The sequence below is a fragment of the Micromonospora sp. CA-111912 genome (genome assembly GCF_050948415.1).
GTDB lineage: Bacteria > Actinomycetota > Actinomycetes > Mycobacteriales > Micromonosporaceae > Micromonospora.
Genome location: NZ_CP192007.1, coordinates 4559446 through 4584817 on the forward strand (window position 1 = coordinate 4559446; position 25372 = coordinate 4584817).

Consider the following 25372-nt stretch of genomic DNA (forward strand, 5'->3'; position numbering starts at 1 on the left):
AGCGAGGGTTCGCTCCCACCGCCCGCTGGGCGTCGGGCTGCCCAGCTCGGGCGGCTGGGCCTCCCCAGAGATGCGGGCACCCTGAGATCGACTACCCGAGGACGACCAGTTGGACCGCGATCAGGACGTCGAACACGCCGCACCACTCGGCGTACGAGCGGGCCACGGCCTTGTCGAGCTTGAGGTGGACGAAGTCCCAGATGCCGTGGAAGAGCCAGCCGGCCGCCACCAGGTAGCGGCCCAGGTCGGGGTCCACGGCCAGCCCGAGGAGGGCGAGCGCGCCGAAGGCGAGCATGCCCAGCGCCTGGATCCGGATCATGCCGGGCCGCAGCGCGTGCCCACCGATCGCGCTCCAGATCAGCGCGCCCAGGGCGATCGGGACGATGACGGCGGTCGCGGGGACCTCCGCCAGCCGTAGGCCCATGATGAGCAGGACAGAGGCGACCAGCACGATCCAGGAGAGGCCCCGCCTTCCCGCCCTGGCGACGACCAGATAGAGCAGGGGCAGGATCAGGAGAACCTCGCCGAGCCCGGCCACCTGGCCGGCGCGGTCGCCGCCGCCGCCCAGGGACAGCGCGGCCGACGCGAGGGCCAGCAGCGTGGGCCAGCGCCGACCCAGGGTGTGGATGGTGCGGCTCATCGCGCGTACTCCTCGCGGCGACGGAGCATGACGCCGAGCATGAGCGGCAGCATCACGACGTGGGTGGCGATCATCAGTTGGTCGCCCGAGATGACGCTCAGCCAACTCAGCGGCGCGAGGACGACGGCCGGTACGAACATCGCGCCGGTCATCTCCAGCGTGCCCGCCCAGCCGTGGCCGCGGTACCGCATCCAGACGACCATCCCGACCGACATGTCGAACGCCATGGCCAGCGCGGCGATCTCGGGGTGCCTCGCCGCCGAGTGGTCGACGCCGGCGAGTGCGAGGACCCCGGCGCGGGCCGCGCCGAGGACCAGCATGCCGACCACCATCGCGGCGACCATCTCCAGGTAGTGCCGAACGAAGTGGCGCCTCATCTGACTGCTCTCCTCCGGGTATGGACAAGGGGTGAACTTGCACCGTCCACACTGGGCGAGGCGACGGACCGCCAGTAGTGCCGAACCCGCATGTGGGGGCGTGGGTTCGGCACGAGATCTCATGACACCTGTCACGCCGGTCAACTGCGACAATGGCCGCGTGGTGGACGAGGCGATCGCGCACGGGACGGGGCTCACGGGCTTTCGCCGGTACACCTGGTGGACCCTGACCGGGGCCGTGGTGAGCGTGCTGGTGTTCCTCAGTGGCGACTGGCTGCTGGGTGGGGGCGTGCCGGCCTGGGCCCGCGGCGTCGGCGGCGCCGCGCTCGCCGTCACCGTCGTCGCGAGCGTGGTGCTGCTCAACCGGCTGCTGGTGCCGGTGACCGGCACCGCGGTGCGGGGCCGGCCCGCCGGATGGCTGATCGCCGGGGGCGCGGGCGCCGCGGTGCTGGGCGCGATTCAGCTCGCCTTCCGGGAGTACGGGCTGTGGGCGGTGGCCCCGGCGATGGTGGTGGCGATCGGCGCGGCGTTCCTGACGGCGCCGGGCCGACGGGCGCTCGTCGCGGGCGCGGTGGCGGTCGCCCCGGTTCCCGGCACGCTCGTCTGCCTGCGCTCCGGCGAGGGTGACCTGCTCTACGCGGCGGCGTTCCCACTGGGCCTGACGGCCTTCACCGCTTGGACGACGCTGGGCCCGTTGTGGGCGTGGGACGTCGCTGGCCGGCTGCACCAGGCGCGGCGGCTCGCCGGGGAACTGGCGGTCAAGGACGAACGGCTGCGGTTCGCCGCCGACCTGCACGACATCCAGGGCCACCACCTTCAGGTGATCGCGGTGAAGAGCGAGTTGGCGGCGCGGCTGGCCGAGGTCGACCCGGCCCGGGCCGCCGCCGAGATGAGAGAGGTGCGGCAACTGGCCACCGACGCGCTGCGGGAGACCCGCGCCCTGGTGCAGGGCTACCGCCGCACGACACTGGAGGAGGAAATCACCAACGCGACCCGGGTGCTCGCCGCCGCCGACATCGACGCGCGGATGGACCTGCGGCCGGCCGCCGAGAGCCTGTCCGCGTCCGGCCGGCACCTGCTCGGGCTGGTGATGCGCGAGGCCACGACCAATGTGCTGCGCCACAGCCGCGCCGCGCGGGCCGACGTCGAGTACCGGGTCGACGGCGGCCGGGCCCACCTGCGGGTGAGCAACGACGGCGCGGTCGAGGTGCCCGGCACGGCGGCCGGCACCGGGTTGGACACGCTCGCCGAGCGGCTGGCCGCGGCCGGTGGCGACCTGACCTGGCGGCACGACGGGGACCGTTTCGTCGTCGCGGCGAGGCTGCCGGTGGGTGCGGCATGATCCGCCTGCTGCTCGCCGACGACGAGGAGATGCTCCGCGGCGCCCTGGCGGCGCTGCTCGGGCTGGAGCCCGACATCACCGTCGTAGCCGAGGCGTCGACCTCCACGGACGCCACGCGCCTGGCTCTGGAACACCGGCCCGACATCGCCGTACTGGACCTGGAGATGCCGCCGACCGACGGGCTGCGCGCCGCAGAGGAGATCCGGGCCGTGCTGCCCACCCGGATCGTGCTGGTCACCCGGCATGCCCGGCCGGCCGTGCTGCGCCGGGCGTTGTCCGCCGGGGTGAGCGGCTTCGTGCCGAAGAGCACAGCGGCCACCCGGCTCGCGGAGATCGTCCGCGACGTCGCGGCCGGCCGGCGGTACGTCGACCCGGAGATCGCCGCGTCCGCCCTCACCGAGGACGCCTGTCCGCTGACCGAGCGCGAACTGGAGATGCTGCGCGCGTCCCGGACGGGTGCCTCGGTCACCGAGATCGCCGCGCACGTTCACCTCGCCCCGGGCACCGTCCGCAACTACCTGTCTGCGGCCATGACCAAGCTCGGCGTCAGCTCGCGTCACGCGGCCGCGCATCGCGCGTGGCAGGAGGGCTGGATCTAGCCGGGTCGGTCGGGGTTCACCGCGTCATCGGTGAGAGTCGGGTGCCGTGGGGGGCGTCACCCGTACCCGCTCCTGCTCAGGACGGCTCTCGATGCCGTCGAGCTGCTCGCGGATGGTCCTCCGCAGGTCGTCGTAGTCCCGGAAGTGGTAGTCGTTGAACAGGGTGTAGCCGGTCCACATCAGATTGGCGCACACCCGCGGCACCACCCGGCCCGTCGCCGCGCCCATGCCGACCAGCACCACCGACGTGATGCTGCCCGGCTCCTTCTCGTTCTGCATGTGGATCGCCTGGAACGCGGCGGCGCACGCCAGGGCCACGTTCAACGTCTCGCTCACGTTCTGCACCGACTGTTCCATCGTCGGCGTCGAGATCAGGAACTTCGGGTTGGTCGCCCCGGACGGCACACACACGGCACTTCCGACCGGCAGCGAGCCGCCGAACTGATCGCGGATCGCGCGCTGGACGCGTAGCTGGATCCCCGCCCCGAGGTGCCGCTTGATGACCGCATCGACCCCACCGTCCATCCGGCCGGTCGAGTTGGTGGGGCTGACCCAGGCGTCGGCGTGCTCGTTGGTGATCGACCCCTTGTGGATCTCGACCTCGGGGGTGTCAGCGAACGCCGCCCGCCACGCCGTCACCACCTTGGCGTTGACGTCCTTCAGCACCACCTTCAGCAGGGGTCTTTCGATATCGGTGGTCATGGCTCACTCCGGTGGTGGCGGGAAGGGGTGCATCCGACGTGGATCAAGGTACCGCGTCTGCGGGCGGACGAAATCCGGGGCGGAGACACCGCCGGGTCGGTGGTCCTGCTTCCCGACCGCGCCTGGAGAACCGGCGCACGGCACAATTTTCCCCACCTTGATCACCCGTGCCGCGCCACCGGCACGGGCCGCCACCCCAGGAGTCCACGATGACCGGCGCCGACGCCCCCACTCCGTCCGACCCGACCGATCCGCTGGCCCTCGCCGAACTCTTCAAGGGCGGCGGCGAGCCGTGGCTGCCGCTCCTGAAACCGGTCATCGAGGCGCAGCCGGCCGCGGCCACCTTCATCGGCCCGGGCCGCGCCCCGAAGGTCGTACCCGTCCGGGAACTGACCTTCCAGGCGCTCAAGCCCAACCCACCGCACAAGTGGAAGGTCGTCGTCTTCGGCCAGAACCCGTACCCGCGGCCCGAGAGCGCCACCGGCATCGCCATGTTCGACAACACCTTCCACGACTGGGCCGACAGCCAGTTCGGCAGGGTCGTCACCATTCGCTGCATCATCAAGGCCGCGGCGATGTGGAAGCACGGCATCCCCAAGAAGACGCCGATCGGGGACATTCGCGCCCTGCTGAAGGAACACGACACCGTGCAGCCGCCGGAGTGGTTCCAGGCGATGCTCACGCAGGGCGTGTTGCTGCTGAACGCGGCACTCACCGCTAGCAGCGACGGCGCGATGTCCACCGGCCAGCACACCGCTTTCTGGCAACCGGTCGTCGAGAAGCTCGTCGAGGAGATCCTGAGGGCCAAGCAGCACGCCGACGAAGAGGACCGGGGCGTGGTGTTCGCGTGGTGGGGCGCGCACGCCCGCAACCTGAAGAAGATCGTGCTCCGGCTCGAGGAGAAGTACCCCGAGGTGGAGGTCCGGCACATCGACCACCCCAACCCCGCGGCACAGGGTGACATCTTCTGCGACGGGAACCACTTCGCCGACGTGAACACGGCCCTCAGGACGCTGGGGGCCGACGAGATCGACTGGCTGCCCAGCAAGGGGTGGAGCACGCTGACTGGGCAAGCCGGAGGCACGGACGCGGGCATGGCCGACCGGATGGGGGCGTTCATTGCCTCCACGATGGAGCTGCACCAGCTCTACCTCGAGCGGCTCGCCAGCGTCAAGGACGAGGGGCTCGTACTCCCCGCGATCACCGGCGTGTTCGACACCCCCCTCATGGACTTCCGCGAGGCCGCCGAACCGGTGGCCAAGCTGCTGTCGGGGCTCGACCGGCACGTGGAGCAGTCGCGCCGGTTCGGCGAGACGCAGGTGAACGGCGGGGCCGACGGCCTGTCCGTCGACGAGGTCGCCGCCCTCTACCTGTACACCTGCGAGTCGGCGTTCTACCGGCAGATCAACGCCACCCTGCGTGACCCGGACCGCAGTAGGATCCTCCCGTACCTGCCGTACCTGCGCCTGTTGTTCTCGGCCGTGTCACGGCTTCCGGCCCGCAGGGAGCCGCTGTGGCGCGGGGTGTCGCTGGACCTGCGGGCGCAGTACCCGCTCGGCCAGACCGTGACGTGGTGGGGCGTGTCCTCGTGCACGTCGAAGCTCAGCGTGGCCCAGGCGTTCCTCGGCAGCCGCGGCAAGCGGACGCTCTTCGAGGTGCTTCCCGTGCGGGCGGTGGGCATCCGCAGGTTCTCCGCGTTCACCGGCGAGGAGGAGTTCATCCTCGCCCCCGGCACGCAGCTTCAGGTGACCGACGTGCGGGCCGAACGCAACGGCCTGTGCACCGTGCGGCTGGCCGAACTGGCCGAGCAGCACCTGGTGGCGTGAGCAGGCGCGGCAGGGTGGCCCGCCGGCACCGGGGGAAGCGGGGCGGGCCACCGCCAGGATCATTGTCTGTTGAGCAGATACGCCCGCCACGCAACGGCTTGACGCGTATGCGGCCGAAAGGGTGACGGGTGCCCGGCCCTCCGCGCCGAACTGAAGCCGGTCGCGCGGTCGGGAGCAACTCGCGCGTTCCAGCCCCAGCCCGGCGGGGAGGGCGACGAAGGTCAGGCGATCAGGTCCTGGACAGGGCGCGGTCGCTGACAAAGGACTGGAGACCGAACTGGCGGGCCCTGCGTTCGGCGAACTCGGTCAACCCCTGGCTGTCGGCGTAGTCGAGGCTGTAGAGGTCCAGTTCCAGCTGCAGCAGTTGCTCGGCGATCTGGGCATGGAACTCAAGCACGTCGGGCGGCCACGGGGCATAGCCGTCCTCGGTCCAACGGGCCGAGAACGACTCGAAGACGATGCCGTCGACGATCTCGGCCAGCCGGGGCAGCATGCCGAAGCCCCGATTGGCCAGCAGGTACGCGGGCTTGGCTTCCTCCCGTATCGCGGCGACCAGGGTGAGCAGGTGTGGCACGTCCTCGGGATAGGTCAGCTCGACATTGAGCGTGTCCAGAAAGAGCCCCGCGTAGCCCTGGGCGATCGCCTTCTTCGCCGCACCGACAACGTGCGCCACCCAGAGCGGGTGCCCGACCTGGACGAATGCTCCGCCCCAGTCCGGGTTACGTTCCTGGCGCTGCCAGGGCGCGGGCGGGCCCTGGTCCTCCGACAGCGAGAGGTAGGCGAGCGTCTGCACGTCCTGCTCCGCGAGGTATCGCAGCTCGGTGGGTTGGTAGAAATCCGGTTGCAGGACCACCCGCACGTACCCGGCGAGGTGGTCCAGTTGCCCGTCGCCGTAGTAGAAACAGATGGGACGTCGGCTCATCACCGCCACCCGTGCTCTCGGTACCAGGAGAAGGTGGTGCGCACGCCCTCCTCCAGGCTGACGGTCGGCTCGTAGCCCGTCAGCTCCCGTAGCCGGGACAGGTCCGGGCAGCGGCGGGCGACCGAGCCGGGCGGCGCCGTCTCGGGCTCGATGGCGGGGCTCACCCCGGCCACGCGTAGGACCAGCTTGGCGAGGTCTCCGATGTTGGTCTCCTCGCGGTCGTTGCCGATGTGCACGATCTGACTCGCGGCGGCCGGGGCCGCCATCAGCCGCAGCATGGCCTCGACGGCGTCGTCCACGTGGCAGAACGCCCGGTACTGGTCGGCGCCGGGGACCGGGAACGGGTCGGCTCCCCGAAGGGCGCGCAGGGACATCTCCGGAATGACGTGGTCGGCGCCCATCCGTGATCCGTACACGTTGTGGAAGCGGCCCACCACGGTTTCGAAACCGCGGGCACGGGCCGTGTGCAGGAAAGCGGCCTCACCGAGCAGTTTGCTGGCCGCGTACGCGAAGCGCGGCGCCGAGATGTCGGAGATCATCGTCGGCACGGCCTCGGACGTCGGCACCGGTACCACCCCGGCCGTCACACCCCCGGCGTAGACCTCGCTGGTGGAGGCGAAGAAGACCCGCTCGCCAGGGGCCACCCAGTCGAGCAGGTGCAGCGCGGAGAGGGTGTTGACCCGGACCACCCGGGCCGGATCCTGCTCCACGTTACGGACTCCGACGACGGCGGCGAGCAGGTAGATCTGGTCCCAGCCCGTCGGTAGGGCGGCCCAGGTGTCCGGGGCGGTCAGGTCCCCGGAGACCACCCGCACCGCCGGGTCGCTCCGCAGACGGTCGAGGTCGGCGTCGTCACGGCCGCGGGAGAAGTCGTCCACGATCGTCACCTGGTGACCGTCGGAGACAAGGCGACGGGCGAGGTGCAGGCCGATGAAGCCGGCCCCGCCGAGCAGAAGCGCCCTCATGCCGGCACCTCCGCCGCCGGTGCGGCCGACCCGGATGCGACGGGGGCGGCCGGCAGGTAGCCAAGGCCCGCGTAGCGGACCCCGGCGGCCATGACCGCGGCGGAGTCGAGCACCCGCCACGAGTCGTAGATGAACGCCGGCCGCGCCGCGCCGAGCACCTCCGGGACCTGGATCGCCCGGTAGTCCGGGTGGTCATTGATGATCAGGACCGCGTCCGCGTCGGTGAACGCCTTGTCCAGGCTGACCGGTTCGCCCCCGTACTGCCGGATCACATCGTCGGTGACCATCGGGTCGTGACCGAGGACAGTGATGCCGGCGGCGGAGAAGACCCGCATCATGGTGGCGATCGGGGTGCCGCGCATGTCGTCGGTGGCCGGCCAGCCCTTGTACGCCCAGCCGAGCACCGCCAGGCGCGCACCGAGGCTACGGCCGCGCGCCTCGATCAGCATCCGGACCACGGTCTCACCGACATGGATGGGCAGGTACTCGTTGAGCTGGCGGGCCTTGCCGACGAGGAACGGCCGGCGGTCGCCCGCGCTGTCGATCATGATGTACGGATCCTTGGAGAGGCAGCCACCCCCGACGTACCCGGGCTTGGCGAGGTCCGGGCGTGGGTAGTCGACGTTCGCCGCGTTGATCACCTCCAAGGGGTCGAGGCCGTGCCGCTCGGCGATCAGCGCGATCTCGTTGCCGAAGGAGTAGATCAGGTCGGTGTGGCAGTTGTTCGAGAGCTTCACCAGCTCGGCGGTCTCGAGTCCGGACACCGGTACGACGGCCCGCACCAGTCCGTTGAAGAACTCGATCCCGGCGGCGAGGCTCTCGGCGTCCAGGCCGCCGATCACCTGCGGCAGCTCGACGAGTTCACGCAGCGCCTGGCCCTGGATGGTCCGTTCCGGCGCCATCACCAGCCGGACCTGCTCGCCCCAGGCGGCCCGCAGCTCCGGCAACACCACCCGGCGGCTCGTGCCGACCGGCACCGTGCTGCGGACCACCACCAGGGTGTCCGGGCGGCAGCTGGCGGCGACGACCCGGGCGGCGGCGGCCAGGTTCGCCAGATTGGGACGCTGGGTGATGTTGTCGACCGGCGTCGACACGCTGATCACCGCCACGTCGACGGTGTCCTTCGGCAGGGCGGCGCCCACGTGGATGTTTTTGCCGATGTGGGCGGCGAAGACGTCCTCGATGCCGGGCTCGAAGATGTGCGGCCGGCCGCGGGAGAGCGACTCCAGCACCGCCGGTGACACGTCTGCGCCGTACACCGTGAAGCCCTTGTCGGCGAGGGCGGCGGTGAGCGTGAGCCCCACGTAGCCCAGGCCGACGACCCCGATCTTTGTGCTCATTCGTCTTGTCCCTTTCCATTCATGTGTGTCGTGATTGAGGTGAGGCCCGGTGCTCGGACCTCACGTCGCGGAGGCCCGGCCGTCCGCGACGCACTCAGCCGCAGCGGGCTGTGAGCCGATCGAGAGCCCGGACGGTGACCGTGCCCGCGAACCGTTCCGCGCGGTAACGGCGGCAGGCCCCGCGTACGTGGTCGGCGCGCACGGCGTAGTCGACCGCGAGCACGAACTTGCCGGCATCGCGCAGCGCCCGGGTGTGCGCCAGGTTCTCCGCGCACCAGCTCTGGGTGCACGGCTCGTCCGTCGCGAGGTAGAAGAGCTCCTCCATCGCGATGCCGTCGACGGCGGCGGTGTAGCCCGACTGCTCGCGCAGCTCGGGTGAGTTCTGTGGAACGATCAGGAAACCCGGCCGCTTGGCCTTGGCGTACTCGCTGATCCTGACGATCAGGGCAGCCATCTCGGCACCGAGCCGCGCGCGGTCGCGGCCCTGGGTGGCATCGAGGGAGATCTCCTCGTACGCCAGCGGCGTGTCCAGGTAGACCCCGTCGAAGCCGGCGCGCAGCGCTTGATCGACCCGGGGCCGCACGACCCGTTCCCACCAGCGGGGATCCCAGTAGCGGACGAAGTACTCTCCGGGCCAGTCCGGCCACTCGTTGGCCAGCAGGTCCCGGGCGTCGCGGCGGATCACCGGGTACTCCGGGCGGAAGTTCTCGATGCTGCCGATCTCGAAGTACGCCAGCGCTCGCTTGCCGCTGCGGCGCAACGCGCCGATCTCGGCAGGGGTGAAGTAGCCGGTGTGCCCGTCCCGGGTCAGGTCGACGACGGCGAGCTGATATCGGCCCCGGGTCAGCGCGTCGAGCCGGCCGTCGGCGTACCCCTGTAGCTGGTAGGCCCAGTCGGTGATCGTCGCGGGCGAAGTGGTGGCGACACCACCGGGTACGACGGTGGCCGGGGCGGTCGGCCGCGCCACGGATGGAGGAACGTCGGCCGGACCTGAGCCGGTACTGCCCGTACTGCCCGGACCGGACGGCGCGGTGCTGGTGCCGGGTGGCGTCGCCGACATCGGACCGCTGTCCGACCGGCGGCCGACGAGCCCCCACGTCCCGGCCGCCACCAGCACGGTCACCCCGGCGAGGGCGGCCACGAGGAGCCGCTGGTTCCCGCCGCCCGGGGGCCGGTGGCTCACCGCGTCTCCCCCGCGGCCCAGATGTCCTTGATCGATGTCGCCAGGTCGCGCACCGGCGACCAACCCAGCTCGTGGTCCGCCCGGCTGACGTCGGCCCGGATCCAGTTGACCGCCATCGAGCGCTGCGGCCCGGTACCGACCTCGCGGATCCGGCCACGGTAGCCCGCCGTGCCGGCCAGCAGCTCGACCGCGTCCCGCGCGGTGATCGCCCGGCCGCTGCCCGCGTTGAAGACCCGGTGCCGTAGCTCGGGCGCGAGCACCGCCGCGACGATCAGCGCGGCGAGATCCCGCACATCGACGAAGTCCCGGTACGCCGAGAGCGGCCCCAGGGTGATCTCCGGAGCGCCATCGGCCAGCGCGCCACGGATGCGCGCCGCCGCCCGGCCGAGCAGGTTCTCCTCCGACATACCGGGACCGATCGGGTTGAAGACCCGCAGCGAAACGGCGTCGGCCTGCCCGGATTCGCCGGCGAGCTGGAACAGCCTGGTCCCGGCCAGGTGGCTGACGCCGTACGCGCTGACCGGCTGCGCCGGGTCCTCCTCGGTGACCGAGGCACGATCCGGCACCGGGCCGTACTCGCCGGCCGAGCCGAGCCGGACCAGTCGGGCCTGCGGCACCGCGGCGGCGGTCGCTTCCAGCAGTTTCGCCGCGACCAGCGTATTCGCCGTGACCAGTTGTGCGGCGGAGCCGGTGAGGGCGCCCACGCAGTTGACCACCGCATCCGGGGCGACCTCGCGCAGGATCGCCGCGAGCGCGTCCGGTTCGCCGTGGAGCAGGTCGAAGGTCGCCCGGCCCGGGCAGATCACCTCGGTCACCCGCAGGTCCGACTCCAGGGCGGCACGCGCGTGCCCACCGATGAAGCCGGACGCTCCGAAGAGCAGCACCCGCGTCACGTCAACTCTCCGGCTCGCACGACGGCCGACAGGTCTGCTCCGGCCAGCGGGCCGCCGGCGGCCGTCCCGTCACCGAGGGCCACCCCCAGCGGCCTCGGGTGGGCGGGCAACAGGATCGGCTTGAGCTGTGGGAACGAACGGTTCGCCTCGTCGTAGTCCTCCGGCCGGCCGATGTCCAGCCAGAACCCGTCGAACGGGTACGTCACCGGGGCGTCGCCGCCCGCGAGCAGGTCCAGCACCAGCTGGTCGAAGCCGAAGGCGAGCCCCGCCGGGTAGGGATCGAGCGTCTTCCGCGACATCCCGTACACGCCCATGCTGACCGGGTAGCGCAGCGCCGGCTTCTCCCGGAACCCGACGATCCGCCCGGCGTCCACGTCCAGCACGCCGAAGTCGATCTGGTGCACCCGCTCGGAGGTTGCCAGCGTCAGCCCCGCGCCGGAGAGTTTGTGGGTGCGGAGCAGGTCGCCGTAGTCCAGGTCGGTGAGGATGTCACCGTTCATGACCAGGAACTCGTCGGGCAGCCTGTCCTTCAGCCCGAACAACGGGCCGACCGTGGAGAGCGGTTTGTCCTCCTCGACGTAGTCGATGACGAGCCCCCACCGGCGGCCGTCCCCGACGAACGCCTGGATCAGCGGGCCGAGGTGGTTGATCGCCAGGGTCACCGAGGTGAACCCGCGCGCCGCGAGCTGGTCGAGCACGATCTGCAGGATCGAGTGGTTGTCGCCGATCGGCATCAGGGGCTTCGGCAGCGCCGTCGTATACGGCCGTAACCGCACCCCTTTGCCGCCGGCAAGGATCACCGCGTGCAACCGGACCTCCCCAAGGGCCTCGAGTGGACTATCGGTAGTGCCGGACCTGACCGATCACCGGAACCAGGCCGAGCGCGAACAGCACCTGGAGCAGCACGACGCTGCCCAGGTAGAGCGAGGTGTCGGCGAGCGCGCGGCCGCCCTGCCCGAGCAACGGCGCGACGCCGAGCAGCGCGCCGACTCCGGTGTGCAGCACGATCACGACCGCCATGGACAGGCACAGCCAGCCGTACCGGCCCCGGCCGACCAGCAGGAAGGCCAGGTAGTAGGCACCGGCAAGTGCCACGTGCGCGGCCGTCATCACCACCCCGGCGGTCGAGAGCATGCCCGCGTGGGAGAGCCCGGCCAGCAGCGCCGCCCCCAGCACCACCGGCACCGCGAGGCATGCCGCGACCTCCCGGCCGATCATGCGCCAGACCCCGGCGACGAAGCCGCGCGGTTCGTGGGTGTGCCGGGCCAGCGCGACCGCGTTCGCCCAGAACAGGCTGGTCCGCCACTCCACGAACCCCATGGAGAGAATCAGCGGTACCGCCGCCGCCGCGAGGTCCAACCGGCCCAGCAGGTACGGCGCCTGCGCGTGGAAGAGCAGCGCCGCGGAGCAGAGCCCGTAACCGGCGACGCCGAGCAGCGCGGGCGCCTCCGGCCAGAGCGGATCCCGTGGTGCCGGTTCCTCGGCCCGGGCGGCAGCCTGGGCGACCCAGAGCGCTGCGGCGAGGGTCGCCAGCACGCCGACAGCCGCTGAGCCCACGGCCCACCGTTGCTGCGTCGTGCCGCCGGACACCAGGTAGACCCCCCCGAACAGGAAGGCCGGGATCATCGCCAGGGCCAGCCACAACTCGCGCCGGTAGAAGATCAGTAGCGTGCTGGCCAGCTGGTACGCCAGTTGAAAGACCATCATCGCGGCGAGCGACAGGCCTCCGTACGGCAGCACCGCGCCGCCGGCCACCATGCCGAGCAGGGGCGCGGTCAGCGCGGCCGTCCGCAGTACCCGGCTCGCCGAGCGTGGCCGGCCAAGGCCGAGCAGTCGGTATGCCGAGTAGGCGATCACGCCCGAGTAGATCCAGCCGAGCGTCCCGGCGAGGATCATCCCGAGCACCAGGCCCGGTCGCCCCACGACCGCCAGCACGGCCGGAAACGCGCCACTCGGCAGCACGTAGAGCAGGCCGTGCGAGATCGTTCGCAGGTCGCTCCAGCGGCCGTGGCCGCTCGTCGGCGAGGTGCGTGCCCCGTCGACGACCGGCGAGATCGGCCCCATCCGCCGGTACACCTCGGAGGCGAGTACGAAGACGTCGCTGTAGCCGTACTCGACCTGGGCGGCCCGGTCGGTGTGCCCGTCGGCCTCCAGTGCGGCGGCGACCTGCAGCGCGTCGACCACGCGGGTGAGCTGGGGCCGGACCCGCTCGACCAGGTCGTCGACCGGATCGGTGGAGATCCTCGGCAGCAGGATCGTGCGTTCGGGCTCGTCCGCCCGGTCGTCGCGGCGCGGTGACGCTTCGGTGGTCATCGTGACGCCGGGCCGCCACAGGGGGTCGGTGGCGTCAGCGTCCCTGCGGGAGCTCATCGCCGGCCGCCGGCGGGTCGCAGCATCCCGACCGTCGACTCGCCGTCCGAGTACGACACCGCCGGACGCACGGACGAGTTCGGGTCGCTGCGCGGCGGGTACGCGGTGGATCCGTACTCTTCGGGGCCACGCTGTCGGGGCACGCGGGCGGGGACGGGTGCCACTCCGGGCCGGATCTTGCGATCCGGGACCTTGACCCAGCCCTGTGCCTGGCCACGCAGATGCTTCGGCGGAGCGGACACCGTCCGGGGCACGGCGAGCCCCTCGTAGATGTTGCGGTACGCCTGCAGCGAGCGCTGCAGGGTGAACTTCTCCAGGACCCGGGCCCGGGCGACCGCACCGAGCCGCAGCCGCAGGTCCCGGTCCCGCAGCATCCGCACGCAGGCGTCGGCGACGGCGGCGACGTCCCTCGGAGCGACGACGAATCCGGTGTCACCGACCGCCTCGGCGACGCCACCGACGTTGGTGCACACGGTCGGCCGTCCGCACGCCATCGCCTCCACCACCGTGTACGGGAAGCCCTCGGAGATGCTGGTCAGCGCGACCAGGCTGCCGGCGTGGTATGCCTCGACCGCGTTGCCGACCCGGCCCTCCAGCGTGGCGTGGCCGGTCAGCCCGAGTTCGTCGATCAGCGCCTGGCAGCTGGCGTGGTAGACCTTGTTGGCGGCCGGCGTCCCGCCGAAGATGCGCAGCCGGGCGGCCGGGATCTCCGCGCGGACCAGCGCGTACGCCCGGATCAGGGTGTGCAGGTCCTTGAGCGGGTCGATTCGGCCCATGAACGAGATGGTCGGCACCTCCGGTTCACCGACCGCCGGAGGGAACTCGTCCGGGTCGACGCCGTTGTACATCGTCCACATCCGCTCCGGGTCGGCCCCGTTGTGCAACTGCCAGCGCCGGTTGTACTGAGAGTGCGGCGCCAGCGCGCCGGTGATGAGGTACGCCGCACCGGCGAGTGAGCGGAAGAAGCTCAGCACCAGCACCCGCACCGGATGCGGTGCGCTGTCATTCAGGTACGAAATGTACCGCTCACGGAGATATATGCCGTGTTCCGAGAGGACCAGCGGCGTGCCGTAGGTCCACGTCGCAGCCATGCCGACGAGCGTGGCGAGGCCGTTCATCGACGAGTGCACGATGTCGGCGCGCACCGGCGGCGCGCTCAGCGGCCGCATCATGTGCGAGATGAGCCAGGCCGCCTCCAGCGCGTCGGCGACGCTGGGCGCGGGCCCGGTCTCGTCGACCCGGAGGGTGTGCCAGGCTTCCAGCATCATCCTCAGGGCGTCGTTGGAGAGCAGGCCCGCGCTCAGGTCGCCACCGCCGGCGGCGTACTCGAACATGCCGCGCAGAGCCAGCAGGAAGGTGCTCCGGTTGACCGAGCCAGCCTGGGAACGGGTCGACTCCAGTGGGGTGACCAGCGCCCGCAAAAACACCTCGTAGGACTCGAGGAATTCCGCGCCGGGCCGTCCGGACGGGACCAGCACCCCCCGCTGGGGGCGGCGGCCTGGCGGCCGTCCGCCCCACAACGGGATCGAGTGCACCCGGTCAAGGTTCGCCGGCCGGTCGAACACCGGTTCCTCGGTACCGTCCACGGTGAGCGCCACGACCTCCCACCGATAGTCCGGCATCCCCCGGATGAGCTGCTCGCACCAGATGCTCACGCCGCCCATCGCATAGGGGTAGGTGCCCTCCGAGACCAGAGCGATCCTCACCAGTTGCTCCCGTTCACCTTCGCGTCACTGCTTGTCGCTGCCAGGCTCTACAGGCGAGGAGCGGCGTCGAACGTCACGGCGGTGTTCGCCACGAGCGTCACCGGAACGGTCACGTCGGTGCCGTACGTGCTGGCACCCGCGGTGGCCGTGGTGACACCGCCCAGCCGGAGCGTGCCGGCGGCCGGCGAGGTCACCGTGATGTCACCGGTGGTCCGGTCGTAGATCGCCTCGGCCCCGGCGTTGCGGGCGGCGAAGTGGGCCGTGGTCGCCTTGGTGTACGCGGCGATGTCCGGCCATGCCGAGTTCAGCAGCGGCACCGAGTAGAAGGAGTCGTACTTGGTGAGCACGTCCTTGACCCAGTCGGTGAGCAGGCTCTTGCCGGCGCCGTAGTCGCGCACGTTGGCGATGTGGAACGTGTGCGCGTAGATCGAGCCGGACGCCACGTGCTGCAGCGCCACCCCGGACTCGTAGTCCAGGACCTGGGGGAAGGTGCGGTTGGTGGGCCAGTAGGGGAAGAGCCCGTCCGGGCCGTAGAAGGAGTTGTAGAAGACCGTCTCCTCCGCCGGGGTGGTGGTGTGGTAGGCGATGTTCGTCGGCCAGCACGGCACCACCGCGATGCTCTGGTCCAGCGGGTGTGCGGTGGCCCCGTTGAAGTTCGCCGGCACGTGACTGGGGAACGACATGTTGCCGGCCACCGCGTTGATGCCGAGATCCGCCGCGGCCTCCAGCAGCGCGGGGTTGGACGCTGCCAACCCGTGATCGGTGGGCGGGCCGGTGTCGTTGTCCGGGTCGTCGTTGTAGACACCGAGGCCGGAGTACTCGGGGGTCTTCAACACGGTGGTCGGGGCGTTCAGCCCGATCGCGGCGCCCGCGGTCCGGTTGGTGTTGATCTCGCTGTAGCTGGTGTTGTAGTCCGTCGTGTTCAACTCGGGGTGGTTGAACGTGTGGTTGGTCCACCGGAAGTTGTTCTTGAGGCACTTCGTGGTGGCGGTCAGCGTGGTGGCGTCGCCGTTGGGGCTGCACGTGGCGCCGGCGAACGGGTCGATGTCGGCGCCGTTGTACGCGATGTTGAAGGTGAACCCGGCCGCCAGCGGGTGGGCCGTACGCAGCGCGGTCTGCTGCGCGTCGAGGTTGACCGTGTCGTGGCCGCTGACCTGGAAACCGGGGCTGTACTCGACGGTGCCGTCATCGTGGTAGTGGTCCGAGGTGTTGAACCAGTCGTCGATGTCGACGTTGAGGTGGTGCTTCTGCTCACCGAGGTGCAGACCCTTGGTCGTCCACCGGAACAGGCCGTAGACCAGCAGGTCCGAGTGGAGCAGGTACTGGTTCGAGGTGAACGTCAGCGCGATCCGCTCCCGGCCGTCGGGAGAGGTGGAGCGCACGGCCAGCACGTCGGAGCCGTTGGTCATCAGAGCGTCGGCGCTGCAGCCGGACCTGATCGAGGTGCGGTAGACGTACGACTGCGTCACGGGAATCTGGGCCGAGCTGTTGAGGTAGTCGAAGACCGCGGCACCGTTGCTGGTCAGCGAGACGGGCAGGGGCGTGTTGCCGACCGCGCTCTCACCGTTGGAGGTGAGGCAGTAGTCCTCCGGCCAGGTTCCGTAGCTGGTGTAGAGGGCGGCCTGCCGGACCTGGAAGTTGCGCTCGTAGGCCCAGAGGGTGTTCCACTCCGTGCTGGTCAGGCCACTGAGGTAGTTACCGCCCGACTCGTAGAGCTGCATGCTGTTGGTGAGCAGGATCGCGTTGTACTTGCCGACGCCGTCGGTGCGGACGAGCGTGCTGGGGGTGATCGAATCGGTGGCGGTGTAGATGATGTCGTAGGCCGCGCCGACCCGGTTGAGGGTGGTGGTGAGCGTGGCTACGCCGAAGTCCGCCGTGTTCGTGGCCACGATCAGCGCCCGGAGCGCGACCTGGTCGTTGAGTGCCGCAGTACCGACGCCGCCGCTCCGGGCGCTCTGCTTGGACTCGGCGACCTTGACGGTGCCGGACCTCGTGGGCAGCGGGCCGGGGCGGGCCTCCTGCTTGTTCGCGACCTGACCGAGGCCGGGTGAGGTCGGCGGCTGGGCCGGCGCGGCCGGCGGCCGGGCAAGGCCCGGAGCCTGAGTGCCGAGGACGACCGTGAGCGCGGTCAACCCGGCGAGGGCGAGTCGTGTCGCGCGACGGCGCGCAGGTCCGATGGGGACCATGAAGGGACCTCCGATGAGGAGACGACCGATGCCACAGTCCCTTATGGACTGTGAAGGTGCCGCCGAAGGCTAGCAATTAGCTTTTCGAATCCCGGAGGCTCGACTGTGTCGCATGTAGAGCATTGACGCAAGCGTAGACGGGTGCTAGTGCGGCAAGATCCAAAAGCCGCAAGCAGTAGCACGTTTCGATGGATCTTGAATGTGGCTTGCGCTGACGTCAGCCGGGTTGACGTGCCCTTTTCCAGAGGTGCGGTAACACGTCATTCATATTCGCTTCACATGAACCCAGCCGCGCGGGGCTGGAATTTCGGCCCCGGTCGGGCCGAAACGGTCGAGACTGTCCGCTGTTCGCTTCGTCGCCACCAATTGCTGAGAGGCAAGTATGGCCACTCAGGCCATGTCGGCCATACGTTCGACTGGCAGCCCTATCATCCCTACGGCTGACTCGCGACAAAGTGGGCACCACCGGGGCGTCGGAACGAGCCGGGCACCTGATGCTTGCGCCGGGAGCTGGACTCGGCCGCGCGACCCGTGACCTGGGCCGGGAGCTGGGCCGGGAGTTGGGCGTCAACCGTCAGGCCCTGCGGTGGTGGCCCGCAAGCGACGTGACGGACGCGTGGCGTAGGACGCGCAAATCCCGAACATCGGGTACGACGACCGCTGGCTCTACGCCGCCGCGCTGGACCGGAACGGTGGCGGATGCCCGCGGCGGGCGCAGACCTTGAAGTCGCGCGACAGCCGAAAGCGCACGGCGTCCGCGCACCTCGCCGGCCAGGTCCGACAACCGGTCGATTTATTCGTCATCGACGACTTTCATCCCGGGAACGGTGCGGCACCCTGGACGATTCCATCGACCACCAACGGTGGCATCAGTAGCGTCCACCATGCTCGACCTTTCCACGACGAGAGAAATGCAACTTGCGGGTTATCCCGTAATCCGGGATTCCCACGTCGGACCGCTTTGTCAGCCTCCGGTGAGTCCGGCCCCTCTCGCCGAGACGGACGGCCGAGTTGACGCCTGCGGCGTGCCGAGGGCCGCCGCCAGGACGCGGCCCGCCCGGCTGGTCTCACCGGCCGCTACGACGCCGTAAACGAACCGGTCCGGCCGCAGCACCACCGCCTCGACGCGATGCCGGCGCAGCCAGGCACTGATCGTCCCGTCCACATCGACAAGGTCGACATGCTTCACCCCGCCGTACCCGCGGGCCGGCGGCAGACCTTCCGGCGCGGTGCCCGCCTGGTGCACGACGGCGAAGCGCACCGCCGGCTCCCGCCACTCCCCCGGCGACGGCTCGGCAGCCCCGCCGAACCCGAGCACGGCGAAGCCGGCGCCGAGCGTCTCGTCGAGGAGGTGCGGCGCGGGCATGGCCGCCGTCGCGACCCGAGGCTGGGGGAACATCGTCCCGACACCGCCGTCGCGCCGACCGCCCGCCATCAGCCCGGTCGGATAGGCCGGCGACGGCTTGAACTCGAAGTGCCGAACGAACCGGCGGATCCGGGGGACGGTCTGAAGGACCCCCAGTGCCTTGTCGCGCAGCCACGCCGCCGACCGGCTCCGCACCTGGAAGAGCCGTCCCAGCCGTGCGCTCGCCCGCGCCATCGCCGCGGTGTGTGGGCGCCGCTCGATCTCGTACGTCTCCAGCAGCGTCGGGTCGGCGTCACCGGCGAGGACCAGGGCAAGCTTCCAGCTGAGGTTCGCCGCGTCCCGCAGCCCGCTGCAGAGTCCTTGGCCCATGAACGGAGGAATCCGGTGGGCGGCGTCCCCAAGCAGGAAGACCCGGCCGACACGCCACTGCCGGGCGACGAAGTGGTGGTAGGTGTTGACCACCGCGCCGGTGACGGCGAAACGCAACGGGTCGACGTACGGCTGCACGAGCGTGTTGATGGTCTCCGGCCGCCGCATCTCGTCGGCGGTCTCCCCGGGGCGCAGCATGAACCCCATCCGATAGCTCCCCTTCGCCCCGGGTGACGCGAAGGCTGAACGCCGCCAGTCGCAGACGAACGTCGTCCGCTCGACGCGGATTCCGCCCGGCGCCACATCCCCCGAGATCTCGAGCCAGGACTCCGGGTAGCTGGAACCCACCACGCCGATGCCGGTGGCGGCGCGGGTGGTGCTGCGGGCACCGTCGCAGCCGAGCACGTAGCGGGCTCGCACCACCCGGCTCTCGAGGGTGATCATGTCGCGCAGGACCAGGGTCACCCCCTCGGTGTCCTGCCGCAACGCCACCAGTTCGACGCCGAGACGAAGTGCGACGTGGTCGAAGCGGCCCAGTCCGGCGCGGAGGGCCTGCTCCAGCGGCCGCTGGTCGACGAAGCTCAGCGGAGGGTGGCCGAGTCCGAAGTCCACCTCCGCCAGCACGACGGTGGCGAAGGCTCGTCCCTCGCGGTTGACGTACTCGGCGACCGGGACCGGATGCAGGTCGCGACTCACCTGCTCGATGAGGCCGGCCTGCTGGTAGATGCGCAGTGCCTCGTCGTCGCAGGAGAGCGTGCGCGGTCGGCCGGGCGGCGACGGGTTCCGCTCGACGACCAGGGTGCGGACCCCGCGGGTACCGAGCAGGTTGGCGGTCAGCGCGCCGACGGGTCCGCAGCCGATCACCGCGACGTCGACGTCGTAGACCTTCTCGTCAGCCGGGGGCATGGGGCGTCTCCTTCCGACAGGAACCCCGCAACGGCCGTCGTCGCTCCTGCCCGTCAACGACACCAGGCGGGCGTAGATGTCCTGTGGAGACCGTGTGGAGGACACCCGCCGCCCCGGGCCTTCCCGGTCGGCCGGGTCAGCCGGCCCGGCGGCGATCCGTGTCGTCCGGCCCGCCCCGCGTCGGCGGGCGCGAGGGTGCCGGTGGAGCCGTCTCGGGGAAGCTGGTCAGCAGCAGCCCGGCGCCCTGCTCGACGGCGAGCCGGACGCCGGCACGCAGTTCCACCGGGTCGTGGCGGGCGGCGCCGCGGATCCGGTGCAGTTGGGCGACGCAGACCCGCTCCCCCAACTGCTCCGCCACGGACAACGCCTGCTCGGCCAGTGCCGCCGCAGTGCTCCGCTCCCCCGCCACCAGGTACGCCTCGGCGACCGCGCACAGCGTGATGGTGCGGGTCGCGCGCAGCCCAGGACGGTAGATCGCCTCGCCTGCGGCCCTCATCGCCGGCAGCCGACCACGGTCCCCGCCGTAGGCGGTGGCCCACTCAGCGAGAAACTCGCCGGTCGTCACGAAGTGCGGCAGCCCGGTCGCCGCGCCGGCCAACCGGCACTGCTCCGCCGCGGCACGTACCCCGGGAACGTCGCGTTCCTGCAACGCCCTCCAGCCATCGAAGAGCGCCGCGTTGGCACGGCCGTGCGGATCGTCGACCTGGTCGGCGAGGATCTCGGCGGCCCGGATGTCCTCCCGCGCCGCCGCGCTCCGCCCCCGCAGGGAGCGGACCAACGCCCGGAAGTTGTGGGCGGCCAGCGCCGGCCGCCGGCCGACCTGCTGGCCGAGCAGCCGCAGGTCCACCTCGCGCAGCCGGTCGACCGCAGCCGTGAGATGCCGCTCCGCCTCCGGCAGCCGGCCGGCGAAGTAGCCGACCACGCCCAGGAGATACTCACCTGCCGCGCTGATCAGGCCGGTGCCGTCGTCCTCGGCGACGCCGAGCCGCCGGGCGAGGTCGACGCAGACCGCGAAGTCGGCCCGGTTGGCGGCCAGCTCGCCCAACGCCCACAGCGCCGGCCGCAGATCCACCTCCGGCCCTACCATCGCCAACAGTTTCCGGGCCCGGGAACAGACCTCGTCGACCGGGTCACTTCCGATCCCCGCGGTCATCTGGAGCAGGGCCGCCCGGTGCAGCTGGACCGTCAGTTCGGTCCGCGCCGTCTCCGGCGAGACCGCCGAGTCCGGGGCGAGCCGCCGCGCGGCGCGGCCGAGGTGACCGAGGGCGTCCTCGTACGCCATCCGCCCGGTCGCGTCGTCGGCGGCGACCAGTGACCAGCGGAGATGGTCGTCGCCATGGCCGAGTCCGACTGCCTGGCCGTAGTGGTGGGCCAGTTCGGCGGGGGCAAGACCGCTGCCGGCCCGCTCGCCGGCGGTGGCGAGCCGGGCGTGCAACGCGGCCCGACGCGGAGGCGCCAGCTCGGCGTAGGCCACCTCGGCGAAGAGCGGATGGCGGAAGCGCACCTTGCCCGGCTCCGCCTCGGCGACGAGCGCACTGGCGTACGCGGGCACGAGCCGCTCGCCCGCCTCCCCCACCGGCGTGCCGAGGACCGCCGCCAGCACGTGCAGGTCGAGTTCGTGTCCGGCGACGCTGAGCAGGTCGAGGCAGTCCCGGGCCGCCTCCGGCAGATCGTCGAGCCGCAGCCGGACGGCGTCCCGAACGGTCGCCGGCAACTGCACGTCCGCCGGGTCGGCTCCCGACCGGAGCAGTTCGGTGATGAAGAACGGGTTCCCACCGGTACGGGTCACCAACCTCGCCACGACCTCGTCCGGCGGACGCACCCCCGTGCCGGCCGTCAGCAGGATCGCCACCGAGGACGCGTCCAGGCCCGTCAGCGCCAGCCGGGCGAAGTTCCGTTCCCGGGCCAGTTCGGCAACGGTCGCCAGGAGCCCGGCACTGCGGTGGTACGGCCGCGACGTGACCAGGACGAGGGCACGGGTGCCCGCCATGAGCGGGGAGAGGAACCGCAGCAGCAGCAGCGAGTCCGGGTCGGCGGCGTGCAGGTCGTCCAGCACGACGAGCAGCCCCCGCTGCCGGGCCACGGCCCGGATCAGGTCGGCCACCGCCTCGTACGCCCGGAACCGCGCCGCCGGGTCGAGTTCAGCGCCCGACGCGGTGAGCGGCTCGGCGGCGAACCCGCCCAGTGACCGCGCCTTCCCTGACTCGCCGGCCTGCGGCATCGCCCGCAGGCTCCGCACCACCTGATTCCACAGCCAGAACGGAGGCGCCTGCCCGACATTCGGACACCTCCCCCACACCACGGGAGTCCCGGACGCCTCGGCCCTGGCGCTGACCGCGGCAGCGAGGCTGGTCTTGCCGATCCCCGCCTCACCCACGACGGCGACCAACCGACCGTCGCCGTGCACCGCCGCGACCAGCGCCTCGCCCAGCCGCGCCAGCTCCGCGTCACGCCCCGCGAGCGCGCCCAGCACCTCGACCATGGCCACCCCGCCGCCCGGCGCCGTGCCGCCGGGGGCCGTGCCGCCGGGGGCCGTGACCGGGCACGATCCCACGCCAGCTACGGCCGGCTCGCCCGGCATCTCGCCGGCCGCCACAGCGGCGTGCCGGTCGCCGCCCGCCGCCGGCGACCCGGCCGCAGGGCGGGGAGCTTCCCGCACGAGCCCCGACGGGGCGGGCGCGACCGCCGTCACCGCGGGCACGGCCTGGTCCAGGACCAGCCGGTGTGCCTCGCGTAGTTGCTCGCCCGGATCGAGCCCGTACTCGCGGGCCAACAGCCGTCGGCCCTCGTCGTAGACAGCGAGGGCGTCGGTCTGCCGCCCGGACCGGTACAGCGCCAGCATCAGCTGTGCCCGGGCCACCTCCCGCAGCGGCTGCGTGGCCACGAACCTGCGCAGCTCCGGCAGGAGCGTCTCGTGCCGGCCGGCAGAGAGGCCCGCCGTGAGGCGTCCCTCCTCGGCGCCGAGACGCAACTCGGCCAGCCGTGCCGCCTCGGGACGTACCGCGTCCAGATCAGCCGCAGTGGTCAGCGGCTCGCCCCGCCACAGTGCCAACGCGGCGCGGTAGCAGCGCTCGGCCGCCGCGGCATCGCCCGCCGCGAGCAGTTCCGCCGCCCGGCCGACCAGACGCTCGAACCGGACCGCGTCGACGGTGTCCGGCGCGATCCGCAGTTCGTACCCCTTCGGGTGGCCGACGAGAATTCCGCCTGGCCCGCGAGGGGCGCGCTGTGGCTCCAGGACCCGGCGCAGCCCGGCGACGTACGTGCGCAGGGTCGTCCGCCCGCTGACCGGCGGCCGGCCGTCCCACAACGCGTCGACGAGCCAGTCGGCGGCGACGAGCCGGTTCATTCGCAGCAGCAGCAGGACCAGCAACGCCTGCTGCTTGGGACTGCCGGCCGCCACCGGTTCGCCGTCTCGGACAACCTCAAGGGGACCCAGCACGTGGAACTGCACACCAGCACCACAACGCCCGCCCGCGTCCCGGTGCTGTCTCACCATGTGCCGCCCGGCAGGACCAGACGGACCCGGGTACCCGGACGGACCGATCGGGTACTCGCGGGACCGATGGTGAGCTCAGCGCCGATGCCCTCCGCCCGTTCCCGCATGGAGTGGGTGCCCACCCCCGCACTCGCGCTGGCCCCGGTGCCGACCCCCTCGTCCGCCACACACACCTCCAGGCCGTCCGGTCCGCTCCCCACCTCAATCGTGCACCGGTCCACATCGGCGTGCCGGTGCACGTTGCGGACCGCCTCGGACACGATGCCGTAGACGGCGGTGGCCACGGCGTCGGGCAGGCTCAACTGCGGTGCCCGTACCAGCACCGTCAGCCCGGCGGTGGCGTAGCGCTCGCGGAGCCGGTGCAGCGCCGGCAGCAGCCCGCCGTCGTCGAGCAGCGGTGGCCGCAGGTCCCGGGCGATGTCCCGTACCCCCACCGCCTGCCGGTCCACCTCGGTCACCAACCGTTCGAGGAGATCGTCGGCGGCGGCGATCTCGGGGAAGCGGCGGTGCTGGTGCAGCATGTTGCGTCCGGCGGCGAGGGCCAGGGCAATCCCGCTGAGCGCTGGTCCCAGTTCGTCGTGCAGGTCCCGGCGTAGCTTGCGGCGCTCCTCGTCGCGGGCGCGGGCCAACCGCAGGCGGGACCGATCCAGGTCCCCCTGGGCGATCGCCAGCTCCGCCAGTGCGGTCACCACGGGGGCGAGATCGGCCAACACCGTGTTGGCGCGTCGGGCCAGGCGTTCACCGGCTCGTGGCCAGGCCCGCAGTACGCCCACCTCCTTGTCCGGGCCGGCGAGCAGGATGGTCAGCGGCGGCCCGGCGGCGGCCGGTGGGCCGTGGGGCCGGCGTGGTCGTGGCACCGCCGGAGGGGGCGGCTCGCCGGTGAGCGTTATCGTCACCTCCGCCAGCCACAGCGAGTCGGCGATCCCGTCGGCGACGGCGTCCAGCATCTGCCGTCCTCGGTCGGTGGTGCTCAGCCGGTCGGCGACCTGGCGGATCAACGGCTGATCCGCGTCGCCGTGCACGAGGCGGTCGACCCGGTGCCGCACCCACCGGCGCAGGGGTTGGCAGGCCGTGACCAACAGCGCGATCATCAGCATCTCGGGCACGGCCGAGGAGGCGGGTGACACCGTGCTGAGCAGCAGCACGCCGCCGGTGTAGGCGCCGATCGCCATCCCCGTCGTCAACGCCCAGACCAGAATCCGGCGAACGGCGGGTTCCAGGTCCCGCAGTCGGTGCCCCAGCAGCAGCACCAGGACCGGTGCCGGGAGGAACCCCTGGGCGCAGAGCAGCAGCAACGGTGCGAACGGCGCCGGGACGGAGAGCGGCAGCACGGGGTCGAGCGCGGGCGGCAGGAACGCCAGCGAGAGCAGCAGGGTGCCGACCGCGAGCCAGCCGAGGCCGTGCCGTTGCCCTGCGGGCGCGGCGTGCCGGCGGGCCAGGACCCCGCCGGCTGCGGCCAGTCCGAGCAGGACAAGCACGGGTGCCCACCACGGCTCGATCGCCGCCCGCACGGTGAGCAGGGTCGGGTCGGTCAGCGGGATCGCATTCCCCCCGTCGGGGAGGGTCAGCACGCAAACCTGGGCCACCCCGATGGAGGCCATTCCGATGCCGATGGCGATCCGGGTGGCCCGGCGCAGGGGCCGCACCGGCAGCAGCCAGGGAAGGACGACGATCAGCGCGTAGATCCCGGGAACCCGGGCCCAGTAAGCGGCACCGAGCAGGTGCGCCGGTCCCCACAGGTCGGGCCACCGGTGCACGATCATGGCCCAGCAGGTGGTGGCCGCGGAGACTGAGCCGCCGACACCGGCGGCGGCCATGATCCAGGCGGCCGGGTGGGCGCGGCGCAGGAGGGTGAGCCACGCGACCACGCCGTAGCCGGCGCCCACCACCAGGTCGACCAGGGAGTAGAGCAGCCACGGGTGCCACGGCGGGGCCGCGACCCACCAGGCGGCCACCGACGCGGCGGTGAGTCCACTGGTGACGATCAGCACCGACCAGGCCGCGACGGGGTTGCGCCGGTCGCTGCCGGGACTCGTCATGCCGAACCTCCGCAACTGCCCCGGCCCCGGTCCGGCGCGGCCGACCCGGCGCCGCATGGCACGTATCTTGCCGGGTCGCAGTGTTCGGTGCCACCGCGCATCCGCCGCTGTCTCGGCGTCGAACACCTACAGCAGGGCCACGCAC

18 protein-coding genes are annotated in these 25372 nt (G+C 71.6%); 3 read left to right on the plus strand and 15 right to left on the minus strand.

The genetic code is table 11. The features are described from left to right. Positions 1-91: 91 nt before the first annotated feature. Both ACQPZO_RS18990 and ACQPZO_RS18995 read right to left on the minus strand, forming a co-directional pair. Positions 92-640, minus strand: a complete 549-nt coding sequence (locus tag ACQPZO_RS18990) for a hypothetical protein (protein ID WP_433342770.1) — start codon at positions 638-640, stop codon at positions 92-94. After that, positions 637-1017, minus strand: a complete 381-nt coding sequence (locus ACQPZO_RS18995) for a hypothetical protein (RefSeq protein ID WP_433342771.1) — start codon at positions 1015-1017, stop codon at positions 637-639. The genes ACQPZO_RS18990 and ACQPZO_RS18995 overlap by 4 nt, the downstream gene beginning before the upstream one ends. A gap of 121 nt (positions 1018-1138) precedes the next feature. Between ACQPZO_RS18995 and ACQPZO_RS19000 the strand changes: the two genes are divergently transcribed. After that, positions 1139-2359, plus strand: coding sequence for a sensor histidine kinase (locus tag ACQPZO_RS19000; RefSeq protein ID WP_433342773.1), 1221 nt, complete (start codon positions 1139-1141; stop codon positions 2357-2359). Then, positions 2356-2958, plus strand: a complete 603-nt coding sequence (locus tag ACQPZO_RS19005; RefSeq protein ID WP_433342775.1) for a response regulator transcription factor — start codon at positions 2356-2358, stop codon at positions 2956-2958. The genes ACQPZO_RS19000 and ACQPZO_RS19005 overlap by 4 nt, the downstream gene beginning before the upstream one ends. A gap of 24 nt (positions 2959-2982) precedes the next feature. Here the strand turns inward: ACQPZO_RS19005 and ACQPZO_RS19010 are convergent, their stop codons facing one another. Further along, entirely contained in the window at positions 2983-3660 is a 678-nt protein-coding gene (locus tag ACQPZO_RS19010) for a macro domain-containing protein (protein ID WP_433342777.1), read from the minus strand. 209 nt (positions 3661-3869) lie between these two features. Here ACQPZO_RS19010 and ACQPZO_RS19015 point away from each other — a divergent pair, with 209 nt between their 5' ends. Continuing rightward, a complete protein-coding gene (locus ACQPZO_RS19015; protein WP_433342778.1) occupies positions 3870-5486 on the plus strand; it encodes an ADP-ribosyltransferase domain-containing protein in 1617 nt (538 codons plus the stop codon). Positions 5487-5715: 229 nt separating this feature from the next. Here the strand turns inward: ACQPZO_RS19015 and ACQPZO_RS19020 are convergent, their stop codons facing one another. The 12 genes from ACQPZO_RS19020 to ACQPZO_RS19075 form a co-directional block, all read right to left on the minus strand. Continuing rightward, the gene (locus tag ACQPZO_RS19020; RefSeq protein WP_433342780.1) at positions 5716-6408 is read right to left on the minus strand and encodes a hypothetical protein; all 693 of its coding nucleotides are present in this window, start codon (positions 6406-6408) and stop codon (positions 5716-5718) included. Next, positions 6408-7373 carry an NAD-dependent epimerase/dehydratase family protein gene (locus ACQPZO_RS19025; protein WP_433342781.1) on the minus strand — a complete coding sequence of 322 codons (966 nt, stop codon included), beginning with the start codon at positions 7371-7373 and terminating at the stop codon, positions 6408-6410. Before ACQPZO_RS19025 ends, ACQPZO_RS19020 begins: the two co-directional genes overlap by 1 nt. Beyond that, a complete protein-coding gene (locus tag ACQPZO_RS19030; protein WP_433342783.1) occupies positions 7370-8713 on the minus strand; it encodes a nucleotide sugar dehydrogenase in 1344 nt (447 codons plus the stop codon). Before ACQPZO_RS19030 ends, ACQPZO_RS19025 begins: the two co-directional genes overlap by 4 nt. Before the next feature lie 94 nt (positions 8714-8807). Continuing rightward, positions 8808-9896 carry an endo alpha-1,4 polygalactosaminidase gene (locus ACQPZO_RS19035; protein WP_433342784.1) on the minus strand — a complete coding sequence of 363 codons (1089 nt, stop codon included), beginning with the start codon at positions 9894-9896 and terminating at the stop codon, positions 8808-8810. Next, positions 9893-10789 carry an NAD-dependent epimerase/dehydratase family protein gene (locus ACQPZO_RS19040; protein ID WP_433342785.1) on the minus strand — a complete coding sequence of 299 codons (897 nt, stop codon included), beginning with the start codon at positions 10787-10789 and terminating at the stop codon, positions 9893-9895. The genes ACQPZO_RS19035 and ACQPZO_RS19040 overlap by 4 nt, the downstream gene beginning before the upstream one ends. Continuing rightward, entirely contained in the window at positions 10786-11589 is an 804-nt protein-coding gene (locus ACQPZO_RS19045) for a sugar phosphate nucleotidyltransferase (RefSeq protein ID WP_433351079.1), read from the minus strand. The genes ACQPZO_RS19040 and ACQPZO_RS19045 overlap by 4 nt, the downstream gene beginning before the upstream one ends. 37 nt (positions 11590-11626) lie before the next feature. Next, positions 11627-13102: a hypothetical protein gene (locus ACQPZO_RS19050; protein ID WP_433342787.1), complete on the minus strand. Its 1476-nt coding sequence runs from the start codon at positions 13100-13102 to the stop codon at positions 11627-11629. A gap of 53 nt (positions 13103-13155) precedes the next feature. Further along, a complete protein-coding gene (gene pelF / locus ACQPZO_RS19055) occupies positions 13156-14865 on the minus strand; it encodes a GT4 family glycosyltransferase PelF (RefSeq protein ID WP_433342789.1) in 1710 nt (569 codons plus the stop codon). Between the two features lie 47 nt (positions 14866-14912). Further along, positions 14913-17051, minus strand: a complete 2139-nt coding sequence (locus ACQPZO_RS19060; protein ID WP_433342791.1) for a hypothetical protein — start codon at positions 17049-17051, stop codon at positions 14913-14915. A 964-nt stretch (positions 17052-18015) separates the two neighbouring features. Beyond that, the gene (locus ACQPZO_RS19065) at positions 18016-19692 is read right to left on the minus strand and encodes a bifunctional 3-(3-hydroxy-phenyl)propionate/3-hydroxycinnamic acid hydroxylase (RefSeq protein ID WP_433342792.1); all 1677 of its coding nucleotides are present in this window, start codon (positions 19690-19692) and stop codon (positions 18016-18018) included. Between the two features lie 136 nt (positions 19693-19828). Then, entirely contained in the window at positions 19829-23092 is a 3264-nt protein-coding gene (locus ACQPZO_RS19070; RefSeq protein ID WP_433342794.1) for an ATP-binding protein, read from the minus strand. Between the two features lie 89 nt (positions 23093-23181). Beyond that, entirely contained in the window at positions 23182-25227 is a 2046-nt protein-coding gene (locus tag ACQPZO_RS19075) for a sensor histidine kinase (RefSeq protein ID WP_433342795.1), read from the minus strand. Between the last annotated feature and the right edge of the window lie 145 nt (positions 25228-25372).